This is a genomic window from Arcobacter iocasae (assembly GCF_042214795.1).
GTDB lineage: Bacteria > Campylobacterota > Campylobacteria > Campylobacterales > Arcobacteraceae > Arcobacter > Arcobacter iocasae.
Genome location: NZ_CP090177.1, coordinates 2,261,514 through 2,274,682 on the forward strand (window position 1 = coordinate 2,261,514; position 13,169 = coordinate 2,274,682).

11 protein-coding genes are annotated in these 13,169 nt (G+C 29.4%); 2 read left to right on the forward strand and 9 right to left on the reverse strand.

The features are described from left to right. Window positions 1-6: 6 nt before the first annotated feature. Window positions 7-1,863 carry a histidine kinase dimerization/phosphoacceptor domain -containing protein gene (locus LXN10_RS11335; protein WP_375723127.1) on the reverse strand — a complete coding sequence of 619 codons (1,857 nt, stop codon included), beginning with the start codon at window positions 1,861-1,863 and terminating at the stop codon, window positions 7-9. Next, window positions 1,864-2,592 carry a response regulator gene (locus LXN10_RS11340; protein WP_375723128.1) on the reverse strand — a complete coding sequence of 243 codons (729 nt, stop codon included), beginning with the start codon at window positions 2,590-2,592 and terminating at the stop codon, window positions 1,864-1,866. It lies immediately after the preceding gene. A gap of 73 nt (window positions 2,593-2,665) precedes the next feature. Between LXN10_RS11340 and LXN10_RS11345 the strand changes: the two genes are divergently transcribed. After that, the gene (locus LXN10_RS11345; RefSeq protein ID WP_375723129.1) at window positions 2,666-4,750 is read left to right on the forward strand and encodes a TonB-dependent siderophore receptor; all 2,085 of its coding nucleotides are present in this window, start codon (window positions 2,666-2,668) and stop codon (window positions 4,748-4,750) included. Beyond that, window positions 4,704-6,326: an alpha/beta hydrolase-fold protein gene (locus LXN10_RS11350; protein WP_375723130.1), complete on the forward strand. Its 1,623-nt coding sequence runs from the start codon at window positions 4,704-4,706 to the stop codon at window positions 6,324-6,326. Before LXN10_RS11345 ends, LXN10_RS11350 begins: the two co-directional genes overlap by 47 nt. A 6-nt stretch (window positions 6,327-6,332) precedes the next feature. On the opposite strand, the gene LXN10_RS11355 is transcribed toward LXN10_RS11350, so the two are convergent. Genes LXN10_RS11355 through LXN10_RS11385 form a run of 7 tightly spaced genes read right to left on the reverse strand, consistent with a single transcriptional unit; the run spans window position 6,333 to window position 13,143 of the window. After that, on the reverse strand, window positions 6,333-7,310 hold the full coding sequence (locus tag LXN10_RS11355; RefSeq protein WP_375723131.1) for a cysteine desulfurase: 978 nt from the start codon (window positions 7,308-7,310) through the stop codon (window positions 6,333-6,335). Beyond that, entirely contained in the window at window positions 7,303-7,707 is a 405-nt protein-coding gene (locus tag LXN10_RS11360; RefSeq protein ID WP_375723132.1) for a ModE family transcriptional regulator, read from the reverse strand. The genes LXN10_RS11355 and LXN10_RS11360 overlap by 8 nt, the downstream gene beginning before the upstream one ends. Beyond that, on the reverse strand, window positions 7,700-8,530 hold the full coding sequence (gene fdhD / locus LXN10_RS11365; protein ID WP_375723133.1) for a formate dehydrogenase accessory sulfurtransferase FdhD: 831 nt from the start codon (window positions 8,528-8,530) through the stop codon (window positions 7,700-7,702). The genes LXN10_RS11360 and fdhD overlap by 8 nt, the downstream gene beginning before the upstream one ends. 4 nt (window positions 8,531-8,534) lie before the next feature. After that, window positions 8,535-9,485 carry a cytochrome b/b6 domain-containing protein gene (locus tag LXN10_RS11370; RefSeq protein WP_375723134.1) on the reverse strand — a complete coding sequence of 317 codons (951 nt, stop codon included), beginning with the start codon at window positions 9,483-9,485 and terminating at the stop codon, window positions 8,535-8,537. A 9-nt stretch (window positions 9,486-9,494) separates the two neighbouring features. Continuing rightward, window positions 9,495-10,091: a formate dehydrogenase FDH3 subunit beta gene (gene fdh3B / locus LXN10_RS11375; protein WP_013134773.1), complete on the reverse strand. Its 597-nt coding sequence runs from the start codon at window positions 10,089-10,091 to the stop codon at window positions 9,495-9,497. 10 nt (window positions 10,092-10,101) lie between these two features. Continuing rightward, window positions 10,102-12,903 carry a molybdopterin-dependent oxidoreductase gene (locus tag LXN10_RS11380; protein ID WP_375723135.1) on the reverse strand — a complete coding sequence of 934 codons (2,802 nt, stop codon included), beginning with the start codon at window positions 12,901-12,903 and terminating at the stop codon, window positions 10,102-10,104. A 15-nt stretch (window positions 12,904-12,918) separates the two neighbouring features. After that, window positions 12,919-13,143, reverse strand: a complete 225-nt coding sequence (locus tag LXN10_RS11385; protein WP_375723136.1) for a twin-arginine translocation signal domain-containing protein — start codon at window positions 13,141-13,143, stop codon at window positions 12,919-12,921. Window positions 13,144-13,169: the final 26 nt, after the last annotated feature.

A 13,169-nucleotide genomic window follows, 5' to 3' on the forward strand; every position in this document is an offset into this window, starting at 1 on the left:
TAATACCTATATCTTAAAAATTATGTCAAACTTAGAACCATTAGCATAAAAGTATTTAAATTCACCAAATAGTTGCCCTTTTACAATATTTGAAATAATCTGTAAACCTAAAGTTTGAGTGTTATTTATATCAATATCTTTATTTAGTCCTCTTCCATTATCCCTTACACTCAAATAGCATGTTTTATCAATACATTTAAAAGATACATCAATTAGTCCATCTTTACCATTAAATGCATATTTAAAACAATTTGTTATCAACTCCGTTATAATAAGTCCACAAGGCAGTGCATGGTCGATATCCATATTAATATCATCAATATCATTATTTATTTTGACATAATTTGTTTTATTGTAACTGAGTTCTATATCTTTTGTTAGGTCATTTATATATTTTTTTAGTGATATAAAGCTTAAATTTTCTGATTCATATAGCTTTCTATGAAGTAATTCCATCACAAAGATTCTATCTTGGATATTTGTAAGAGAACTTTTTGTTTCCTCATTATTTATTTTTGATTTTTCTAGTTTTATTAGATTTATAGTGATAGCTAAATTATTTTTTACCCTATGATGAATCTCTTTTAATAAAGTCTCTTTTTCTTTTAAAGAATTTGTTAATTGTTTTGTTTTCTCTTCAACTTTTTTATCTAATTCATTGATATTTTTTTCTAAAGAATCTAACATCTTATCAAAAGCATTTGCTAGCATGGCTATATCATCATTGCCTTTTAGATTATTTCTATGATTTAATTTCCCTTCATTTACTTGCTTTGAAGTATGAGTAAGAATATTTATACTTTTAAATAATCGTTTAAATAATAATGAACCAATTATAAGTGCAATAATAAAAGAAATAATCACAGCAGGTAAAACTTTTAACAATGAAGAATCGATACTTTGAATAAAATCCTTTTCATACACAGAAGTTATATAAAGAAATTTTTCTGTGGTATCACTACTTATTAATCTAACCCAAGTTAATGTGGGATAAATATAATTACCTGGATCTTCAGGCGAGTCAAGAAGGTGTTTGATAGGCTCTTTATCAATTGCATCTAAAATCTGTTTTCCTGTTAAAAGTCCAGTTTTAGGAAATCTAAACTTTGATAATCTACTTAAACAATATTTTGTATTATATTCTGAGTTATCATTCTTATTATATAAGATTTTATTATCTTGAGCATTTTTGATATTTAACCACATCAAATAAGTCTTACCCTTATGAAATCTTTCCAATCTTGAAAAACTAGTTTGAATATCAGTTTTAATATTTAGTTCAAGACCTTTGCCTTTTATGGGCATTTTATCTATATCGCTTGAAATTATAAGATATTTATTTAACTTAATTAATTTTTTTGTATAAAAGAATTTTCTAATTCCAGAAGAACATACATATTCATTTTTTTCATCATATCTTAAAAACTCATCTTCTTTTAATTTATCTTTTATTTTAGAAAAGTCTTCTTTTTCTACTTGAAAGATTACATTTTTATTTTTATCTAAAATTGAAATATTAAATATCGCTTCTTTATTATTTGTCTTATATTTAATAGCTGAGAAATCTTTTATCTTATTTGTTTTGTTTATTTTGTTATAAATTTTATTTGCTTCTAGTTCCATAATAGATTTTAATTTATCTCTTTTTATAATACCATTATTTTTGATTGCTTTTTCTGCAAGAATTAGTTGTTGAGTAGTTAGATATATGATATTTTCTATTTCATCAGATATGTGATTTTTTTGTTCATTTTGCATATTTGGAATAAGTTGTACTAATAATACACTTAATAAAAATAACCCTAATAGTATAAAGGTAATAAATATTTTTGTATTAAGAGAGTTTAGATTAACTTTAAACATCTATTTTATTTTCAACTTATATCCTAGTTCATATATATTTTCAATAATATTGCTTTTAATTTTTATTTTTAATCTATATATTAGCGTTCTTAGTTTTGCTAAGTCATATACATCTTCTCTCCAAATATAAGTGCTTATTCTATTAAAATTTACAGGTTCATTTGGATAGTCACTTAATAATTGAATCAGTTTTACTTCATTGCCTGTTAGTTTTAAAGGTTTGTCATTTTTATATAAAATACCTTTTGTTTTATCAAAAAAGAAATCATCTTCTAAAAAAAATGTTTGTATATTTTTGTCTTCTCCAATTATTTCTTTGTTTTTAAAAAAATAATTATGTTTATGTAGGGTTGTTTCTATTGTAGCTCTTATTTCTTCATCTCTACAAGGTTTAAGTAAATATGCATAAGGCTCGCAAATCATTGCTTCTTTTATTGTTTTGTTATCTCCATATGAGGTTAAAAAGATAATTGGTACTTTATAGTATTGCCAGATATATTTGGCTGCTTCTATTCCATTCATACTATCTTTTAGATTGATGTCCATTAATATAAGATCTGGATGATTTTTTTTTACATGTTCTATTGCATTTCTTCCAGTTGTTTCTATTCCTGTCACATTGTAATTAAATTCATTTAATACACACTTCATGCCCATTGCTAAAAGTGTTTCATTCTCTACAATTAAAATATTTATATCTTTTTGCGTTAAATTTGGAATTTTTGTCAATTTTCTTCCTAAAGTTATTTCATTGTCATTTCTATTGGTTATGATACTCAGTATCAATTTAAAAGGAGATTAAATGATTTTTTCTAAAAAATCGTTACTATCATTTGCAACAATAATTGCATTAAGTAATACTTTGCTTGCAAGTGACAAAATAAATGAAGACAGTACCTCATTGGGTTCAGTTGATGTTGTATCAAATAGTGATGATGCAACAGAGCATAGTAATTCTTATACTATAAACTCTATGTCTTCTGCAACAAAAATGAATCTATCAATATTGGATACTCCTCAAAGTGTATCTGTTATAACGCAACAGCAAATGAGAGATTTTGATTTAAATACAATAAATGAAGTATTAAATAATACTACAGGAATAGAAGTTGAACAACTTGAAAGTGATAGAACAAGATATACATCAAGAGGTTTTAATATTACTAACTTCTTAGTAGATGGAGTAGGTTCTAGTAATAATGGATATATTTATGGTGATATGGATATGTTCCTTTATGATCATATTGAAGTTACAAGGGGAGCAACTGGACTTACAAGTAATCATGGAGATCCTTCTGCTACTATTAATATGGTTAGAAAAAGACCGACTAAAGAATTTCAAGCAAGTACCAAATTATCAGGTGGCTCTTGGAATAAAAGAAGAGTAGAAGGTGATGTTTCAGGGGCTTTAAATGAATCTAAAACCATAAGAACAAGAATCTTAGCAGCGTATGAAAAAGCAGATTCTTATTTAGATAGAAGAGATACTAAATCAACTGTTTTATCTGCAATGATTGATGGAGATATTAATGATAATAATACTTTAACTTTCGGATTAACAAGAGTTGAAGATAAAAATAATGGTTCTCAACATGGAGGATTTGATAGTCGTGAGTTGCAAGAAAAGAAATATGACATATCTATAAATCCAAGTTCAGATTGGTCATATAGAAATACTAAGACAACTAATGCATTTTTAGAATTAGAATCAACTTTATCAGATAAGTGGAAGCTCAAATCAACTTATTCTTATAATAAAAATGAACAAGATAATGATGTGGCAAATTTAGATCCAGGTAAAGTTTGGGCTAATATATATGCTGATGATGAATACAAAACAAATTCATTAGATTTTACTTTAAATGGAGCATATTCTTTATTTGACAGAGAGCATGAAATTGTTTTAAATACAAATTATACTAAACAAAAATATAAAGGGAAAGGATTAAGAGAAGTAACAAAATATCCTATAAATTTAAGTACATGGGATGGTTCAACACCTCCTAGAAATTATGACCCTTCAACAGTTGAAAATACAGATTATACACAAAAAGAGTTATCTTTTACAGCAGCTACAAATTTTCATATAGTTGATAATTTTAGTTTATTAGTAGGTAGTAAAATAGCAAATTTTGAAGAAGAAGGAATGGCGTGGAATGGAGCATATAGTAAAAAAGACACTTCAGTTTTAACTCCTTATCTTTCTTTAGTTTATAAAATAACAGATGATATATCTACTTATGTAAGTTATACAACAACATATAATCCTCAAAATAATAGTGATGAAGGTGGAACACAATTAGATGCAGAAGAGGGTATTAATTATGAAGTTGGATTTAAATCTTCATTTTTTGATGGAGCATTAAATAGTTCTTTTGCTTTATTTAAAATAGAAAAAGAAAATGTTGCAGAAGAAGCTGGTAAACGAGCTAATGGTGATAGTTATTATAAAGCCATAGATGGAGTTACAAGCAAAGGATTTGAAATAGAAGTTTCTGGTGATATTAATGATACTATAAACACTTCTATTGGTTATACAAACCTTTCTATTAAAGATGCTAACAAAAAAGATGTTACAAGATATATTCCACGAAGAATGTTAAATGCTTCGCTTACTTATTCTCCTAAAGAAATTGCAGGTTTAAAAGTTGGTATATCAGCAAATTGGAAAAGTAAAGCGCATGATAGAAAATATGAAGATGTATCACAAAAAAGTTATACAATTTATAATCTAATGTCAAGTTATAAAATCAATAAAAATACAAATATATCTTTTAATGTAAATAACCTAACTGATGAAAGATATTTTTCTTCTTTAATGAAAGGTGGCTATACAATGTATGGAGCACCAAGAAGTTATGGAGTATCACTTGAATATAGATTCTAGAAAAATAAAGAGAAGTTTTATTTTCTCTTTGGTTTGTATTGTATTTCTTAGTTCATCATTATTTGCACTATCAAAACCTATTGTTTTAGAAGAGAAAATAAAAGCTAATAATGAAGCTTTATTTCCTCTAGAGTTAAAAAAAGATTCATATATTATAGGTGGTTTTACTTTAAGTGCTAAAGTTGATAGGATTGAATTGTTGGATAATAATAAACATTTTGTAAGAAGATTAGATCAATCTAATAAGCTTCAAAATAGGTTAATATTTGTTACAAATGAGTCTGGTAAATATTACATAAACTTAAAAAATAAATCAAAAGATAACACTTTTAAATTAAGCATAGATAAGATTTTACCTATAAAATTCAAAGAGAATAAAAAAGTAGAAATAATAAGTGAAATAATCAAAAAAGGGAAAAAGAACCTTTTAACAAATAAAGATACAAATGAATTTTGGGAAAAAATTAGAAAACTAGGAACACCACTAGTGGAACCAATAAATAAAAATGAGTCTATCCTGACATTTTTATATCAAGGCGCAAAACACAATGTACGATTATTTGGTGGACCAACTCATGAACATGCTTATTTTAATAGATTAGGGAATAGTGATATTTGGTTTAAAAGTTTCGTGGTTAAAAATGGTATTAGAATGTCATATCAAATCGCACCTGATGTTCCTATTATTGATGGGACTAGTAGAGAAAAAAGAATGGCTATTTTAGCAACATCACAAATGGATCCCTTAAATAAGCACCCTTATAAGATGGCAAAAGATTTAAAGCTAGATAAGTATATGACTAATTCAACTTTTGAAATAAAGAATAAGGGATACAAGGACTGGGGTGTAAAATCAAATAGTCCTAAAGGTTCATTATATAATTATAAAATTAAAAGTGAGATATTAAATAATACTAGAAATATTACTATTTATAAACCAACAGATTTTAATCAAAAAGAAGATTATAATCTTCTTTTTGTATTTGATGGAGTTGAATATCAAGTAAAAGTTGATACACCTACTATCCTTGATAATTTAATCTATAAAAATAAAATCAAGCCAACAATTGCTATTTTTATTGATAATCCAACAAGAAATTCAAGAGCGGAGGAATTACCTTCAAACAAAAAGTTTGCTGATTTTATGGCAAAAGAGTTATTACCATTTGTTGAACAAAAAACAAATATGAAATTTAAAGCAAAGAATACTATTTTAACTGGTTCTAGTTATGGTGGTTTGGCTTCTGCTTTTGTTGCTTTTACTTACCCACAATATTTTGGAAATGTCTTAAGTCAATCTGGTTCTTTTTGGAAAGATTCTAACAATGACCCTGAACCAGAATGGTTAACACGACAAATTGCTAAAAGTAAAAAGAAAGATATCAGATTTTATTTAAATGCTGGTGTTTATGAGACAGGATATTTCTCAATAGATATTTTAGAAAGCAATAGACACTTAAGAACAGTACTTGAATCAAAAGGTTATGATTTTATATATAAAGAGTTTCAAAATGGTCATGATTACTATGCATGGAAAGTTAATTTAGCTGATGGTTTAATGTCACTAGCAAAATAAAATCTTTTAAGAAAAAGACTTTATTTGCTTATATTTTAAATACATAAGTTTTATTACTTTTTCAATCTCTTCTTGGCTTATCTCATCCACAAAAGATAAGCTAAGAGAGTTTCTACTTGTCATTTCATCATAACCCATAGCTTGTATGATTCTTGAAGGCTTTGAAAGCCCTAAAGAGCAACCCTCTCCATTTGTAAGATATATTTCACTTAAAGCTAAAGTTCGTATTAATTCCCTTGCTTTTATACCCTTTAGGGCAAAATGCAAAGTGTACTCTAAAGTCGTATCTGGCTCAACAAAAAAGTAAATATCATCTTTGAAAGTCGCCTTTAATTTTTCTAAAAATATAGCTTTTGGTTTTGTATTGAAGTGTTGTTTATCTATTGCATTAAGGCATAGTTTGCAAGCTATTGCATCTATTTCTCCTATTGGCAGTAATGAGAAAGTTTCATCATTAAATAGAAGCACTGTATTTGTATTATAGCCTGTTAGTTTATATGGATCAAAATATATAATATCAGAATTTTTATCAAGGTTTGCACTTGCATTTGAGATGATTTTAGCTTTTGTTTTTTCTTTTATCTTTTGTAAATTTGTTATTACAAAAGTATCCATAACATATGAAGATAAAAAAAGAAAATCTATCGTTTTATTTTCTAAAGCAGATAACTTTACTTTTCCATCTATATTTAAATCTAACCAAGTGATTTCAAATCCAAGAGTTTCGAATAACTTTCCAGCAGCTATTATAGCTTGTGATTCTCCAAGACTAATTGCAATATTTGTTTTTAATTCTAAAAGAAGACCTAAAAATCCCTCTTTTGAAAAAGAAAATGTTTTTAGTTTAGTAAAGTGAAGTTTTTTTTTATACTCTTGAGTTAATTCATCAAATGAAGTATTTTCGACAAGTGCACTTAAAGAATAGTTATTTTCTATTAAAATAGATTCAGCTTTAGCATACTGAATGTGATTTAGTTTAGGCATTCTCTTTTTTGCCTTTTCTTTCCCTAAAACATCCAAGTTGGCAGTGAGTTACTTTTATATCTGAAGCTTTTACTGTTGACCCAACTCTTCTTAATGTTGAGTTTCTTGCTTCATCCCATAAGATTTTGCACTCTACTTTTTTATCATATGCAAAGTTACGACTTAGGCTATTGTAAATATTTTCTTCGAAATCTTTGAATTCCAGTTTTCCAAAAACTCCCAGTTCACAATTTGTTATTTTGATATCAATACTTTTACAAGCTTCTGACATCTGAATTGGTTTTATACCAATCAATCTTGCAACCTTAAATGCTTTTAGACAAGATAGTTTCCCGTCTTCGTCTAAGTTAGTTAATACAAGGTCTTTTTGTGTCTCATCCAATTGGAATTTAGACATTTATTCTTCCAGAATGTGTATATATATTCATCTTTTTATTTCTTGCAAAGCCAATTAATGTGATTCCATGTTCATTGGCAGCTTTTAATCCTTGAAAAGTTACAGCAGCTTTTGATACAACAATAGGGATTTTGTGCATTACACACTTTACAACCATCTCCATTGATAATCTTCCACTTGCATATAAAACTGATTTTTTAATATCTTTTTTATTCATTGAAGCTAGACCCACAACTTTATCAATAGCATTGTGCCGTCCAATGTCTTCAGAAGTAAAAATTGTACCATCTTCCAAAATAAGTTCAGCTTTATGTACACAACCTGTGTTCTCAAAAAGTTCACTAGGTGTGTTAAATTTTCTCATATTAGATAAAATATCATTTGCATTTACACTATACTTTGTATTTACAAAAGCACATTCAAAACTTTTGTCTGCATTTCCCGTTACTCCAACGCAACAACCAGAAGTAAGTGTTTTCTCTTTGAAAAGGTTTGCATAGCCATCTTGGCTTATGTTTGCATTGATATTAACTTTTAATCCATCTTCTGAAATAGATATATCTTTTACATCATCAAAACTTTTTATAACAGCTTCACTAAGTAAAAACCCAACAATATGTGCATCTTGATCTTTAGCGATTGTCATCACAGAAAGAAATTTTTCATTGTTTATAAAAAATTCTACTCGCTCTTCTTTAATAACATTGTCTTCAATTAGTTCAATCCCATTTTCATCAAACTTTTCTATGATTACTTTTTTACAAAAATCATTAAAATCTTGAGGAAAAAGGGAGAAGTTTTCACTTCTCATAGGCGTTGTCATGCCATTATCCTTTTTTATTTTCTAAATCTTCTAAAATGTCAGGTGCAAGTTGTTGTAAATGCTCTCTTGGATATTTACCAGTAATTAAACCTTTAAAATTTCCTTTAACAGCAACTAAAACAGAATACACAAAATCTAATAAAAAGAACATAATCAATACACTAGCACCGAAGTGTAGGTAAAGTAAGGCTCTTTTAAGTTGAATAAATTGAGCATTAGTATAAGCATCTGGATCAATGTACCAAATAATACCACCACTAAGTGCTAAACCTGCTCCCATTGCTACAAATGCTATAAAAATTACCCTTTTCATAGGCTTAAATTTACCCGGAAGAATAATCTTTTTAATAATACTATTTTTTATCAAAAGTTTTGCATCTTTAAAAGCTATTATTGTCATCATAAACCATAAAGGTATCCAAACTAAACCAGTAACCTCATGAGTACCTCTTAATATATAAGGAATAAAACCACCACCACTTCTTAAACTCCAAGTGATGTTGAATCCAGTAATAACAAGAGTTATAATAATAACAACATTTAACCAAATTATGGCTCTATGAAATAAAGAGAATACTTGAACTTGGTCATTAGGATTTGTAATAACTGCACTTTTTCTTCCATAAAAAGCATACATGAAACAGAAAATTGCAATTTCACCACAAAAAACCCACCAAATGTAAAGTTGTCTTTCATTACTTGCTCTTATAATTTCAGGAGCAATAGATTCATAACTAGGTCCAAATGCTGCATCAACCATAGCTTTATGAGTAGAAGAGGGAGGAGTTAAAACTCCATCCACATTTCCACCTGTGATAACATGAATTGAATATCTAATCAAGTAATCCCAATCCATAATCATGAGATACTTAACAAATATAAATCCAACAATTGATAGCCCAAGAAGTGTAAGAATATAAGCTTTGTTTCTACTATAAAATGAGCTATTTTCCATTATCTATCCTTACCAACCATATGATTCAGTAGCGATACCTTTACCTTTGAAAGTAGCTCTATAAGTTTTGATTAAAGCAACTTCATCAGCATCACCAACAAGTAAAGCTTTAGTAGAACACATTGCTGCACACATAGGAACTTTACCTTCACTAATTCTATTTTGACCATATTTTTCAAACTCTTCATGAGAGTTAGTCTCTTCAGGACCACCAGCACACATAGTACATTTGTCCATTTTACCTTTTGTACCAAATGCACCATCTTTTGGAAATTGAGGAGCACCAAATGGACAAGCGAATAAACAATAACCACAACCAATACAAATATCTTTGTTGTGTAAAACAATACCGTCTGTTCTAATATAAAAACAATCAGTAGGACAAACTTGTTGACAAGGTGCATCAGCACAATGCATACAAGCCATAGAAATAGAGATTTCTTTTCCTACAATACCTTCATTAACAGTAACTACTTTTCTTCTATTAACTCCAACTGGAACTTCGTGTGCCTCTTTACAAGCAACAACACATCCATTACAGTCGATACAAAGATTTTCATCACAGTAAAATTTCATTCTTGAAAAATCTACATTATTATTACTCATTTTGTATCTCCTATGCTCTTTCAATTCTTACAAGAGAACATTTAGTCTCAGGACAAGAAGTTTGTTGGTCAAAACCGTAACTTGTAACTTGGTTAGAACTTTCACCACTTCCATAAGGAGCAGTTTTATCAGGATATCTACCTAAAAGACTTTCACCTTGCCAAACACCTGAGAAGTTTTGTGGTAAGAATACTGATTTTTCATCAACTCTATAAGAGTATTTACATTTGATTCTTATTTTCCCTTCACCAGTTCCATAAACCCACATCATCTCACCATCTTTAATACCTAAAGTTGCTGCAAGATTTGGGTGTAACTCCCCATACATTTCACCTGATAACTCAGATAAATATTTAGACGCTCTTGTTTCTGTTCCAGACCCCATGTGTTCAACAATTCTTCCTGAAACAATATTTATTGGATAATCTTTTACCCAAACTTGTGCATTTTGTTCAGTTTCATATCTTACATTTGTTCTAAAGTGATTTAATCTATCTTTAACAGCTGGATATCTTTTCACTAAATCAGGTCTAAATGAGTGTAAAGGTTCTCTGTGTTTTGGAATATGATCAATAAAGTTCCAAACAATAGCTCTAGCTCTTGCATTTCCATAAGGAGCAAGTCCAGCAGCAAGTGCATATTTATTTAAAATTCCACTATCATCAGTTTTCCAGTTTTTACCTTCAACCGCTTTTTTCTCAGCATCTGTTAATGTAATTCCTGCTAATTCTTCAATGTTTTTAGCTGTAATTTCAGCATATCCACCATTGATTCTACTGCCTTTAGGAGCTGAGCCTTCAGCTGATAATAAATTAACACCATCTCTTTCTAAACCAAATCTATTTCTAAATCCCATACCACCTTGAGCAACAGGAATATTAATATTATATAAAACTGGGCTTCCTGGATGAGTTTCAGTCCAACAAGGCCAAGGTAAACCATAATATTCTTTCTCAACTGGACCTCTTCCTTTTAAAGAAGTAGACTCAAATAAGTGCCAATTTTCAGTATGTTTTTTAATTCTAGCTGCAGTTCGTCCTTGCATACCAATAGTTTTTAAACTTCTTGCAATTTCATCTGTAGCATCTTCAGGCCATTTAAATTTATCACCTTTACCCATACCTGCAATATATTGATCATAAAATCCTAATCTTTTTGCAAAGTCAAATAAGATGTCTTGATCTTCTCTTGCTTCATATAGAGGTTCAATTACTTTAGTTCTCCATTGTGCACTTCTTGCAGTATTTACAACTGTTCCATCTGTTTCAACTTGTGTAGAAGCAGGTAATAGAAATAAATTATCATTTCTTGTTGTAATAACAGCGGCATCATTTACAAATGGATCTATAAATACAACCATTTCTAATTTATCTAATGCTTCTTTTACTTTATGTGTTTGAGTAATAGTAGAAATACCATTACCAATACAAACTAAAGCTTTAATTGGAGTATCAGCATTATTTTTTTCATTTTCTTTATCTAAAACACCATGAATCCAAAGCCCAAGACTAAACCCTTTAGCTTCCATCATCTCTTTAGTTTTAAATCTTCCTTTTAGCCATTCATAATCAACATTCCATTGTTTCGCAAAATATTTCCAAGAACCTTCACTTAATCCATAATATCCTGGAAGTGTATCAGCCAAACATCCTAAGTCTGTTGAACCTTGAACATTATCATGACCTCTTAAAATGTTACATCCACCACCTGGTTTACCTAAGTTACCAAGAGATAATTGCATAATTGATCCCAATCTTGTATTTGAAGAACCGATTGTATGTTGTGTCCAACCTTGATTCCAAATCAAACATCCAGGATCAGCTGTTGCAAATGCAGTTGCAGCTTGAATAAGAAGTTCTTTAGAACAGCCAGTTATATCTTCAACATGTTCAGGAGTATACTCTTCACACTCTTTGAAAATATCGTCCATTCCATAAACTCTATCAGCAATAAATGATTTATCATACCATTTATTCTCACGAATTAATCTAATAATTCCATACAAAAATGCGATATCTGTACCTGTTCTAATTCGACAGTAAAGATCACTTTTTGCAGCAGTTTTTGTAAATCTAGGATCTACAACAATGATTTTTGCCCCATTTAGCTGTTTAGCTTTTAATATATGCTGCATAGCAATAGGATGGTTAGAAGCAGGATTTGCTCCAAAAATAATAATAGCTTTCGAGTTTTGCATATCACCTATATGATTTGTCATAGCTCCGTATCCCCACGTATTTGCCACACCGGCAACTGTTGGACTATGTCAAATTCTAGCTTGGTGATCTATATTATTTGTTCCAAACATAGCTGCAAATTTTCTAATATAGAAAGCTTGCTCATTACTTACTTTTGCTGATCCTATAAATTGAACTGAATCTGGTCCGAATTTATCTCTAAGTGCCATTAGTTTATCACTAACTTTACTCATAGCATCATCCCAAGAAAGTCTATTCCAAGTACCATTTACTTTTTCGATTGGATATTGCAGTCTATTAGTTGTTCTTGCTTTATCAATCATATCAGCACCCTTACAGCAGTGACCTCCGTGACTTATTGGATGGTCTTGTGCAACCTCTTGTCTAACCCACACCCCATTTTGTACTTCAGCAATAACACCACATCCAACTGAACAATGCGAACAGATAGTTTTAATAAGTTTTGAACCAGGATAAGGATTTTTGATTTCCTCTTCACTAGCAGCTCTTAATACTTTATCCGTACTTGCAAAGGCAGATGTCGCTGTTACAGCTGTAGCAAGAGAAGCCATTTTTAGAAAACTTCTTCTTCCAAAGCTCTTAAGCATTTGCATTTTTATCTCCTTTTGTTATTTTGCAGCTTTATAAAATTCATTCCATGCAGCTGTCTTTTTGTAAAGAATCTCTTTTTTCTTCGCACGACCAGTAACTACACCGTTTCCAGCATTATTTACTTCACCACGATCTCTACTTTCAGAAGTCGCAGCAGTAGCAACAACTGAACCTGCAAGAACTGTTGCCGCAATTCCAGCTCGTTTGATGAAATCACGTCTTTGGTTTAATTCATCCGCCATGATAACTCCTTTTTTAAATTTGGGTA

Excerpts from the sequence above, each read along its gene's own strand:
- LXN10_RS11335 (WP_375723127.1), bottom strand. The coding sequence starts at position 1,863 with ATGTTTAAAGTTAATCTAAACTCTCTTAATACAAAAATATTTATTACC.
- LXN10_RS11345 (WP_375723129.1), top strand. The coding sequence starts at position 2,666 with ATGATTTTTTCTAAAAAATCGTTACTATCATTTGCAACAATAATTGCA.
- LXN10_RS11350 (WP_375723130.1), top strand. The coding sequence starts at position 4,704 with ATGGAGCACCAAGAAGTTATGGAGTATCACTTGAATATAGATTCTAGA.
- LXN10_RS11355 (WP_375723131.1), bottom strand. The coding sequence starts at position 7,310 with ATGCCTAAACTAAATCACATTCAGTATGCTAAAGCTGAATCTATTTTA.
- LXN10_RS11360 (WP_375723132.1), bottom strand. The coding sequence starts at position 7,707 with ATGTCTAAATTCCAATTGGATGAGACACAAAAAGACCTTGTATTAACT.
- fdhD (WP_375723133.1), bottom strand. The coding sequence starts at position 8,530 with ATGACAACGCCTATGAGAAGTGAAAACTTCTCCCTTTTTCCTCAAGAT.
- LXN10_RS11370 (WP_375723134.1), bottom strand. The coding sequence starts at position 9,485 with ATGGAAAATAGCTCATTTTATAGTAGAAACAAAGCTTATATTCTTACA.
- fdh3B (WP_013134773.1), bottom strand. The coding sequence starts at position 10,091 with ATGAGTAATAATAATGTAGATTTTTCAAGAATGAAATTTTACTGTGAT.
- LXN10_RS11385 (WP_375723136.1), bottom strand. The coding sequence starts at position 13,143 with ATGGCGGATGAATTAAACCAAAGACGTGATTTCATCAAACGAGCTGGA.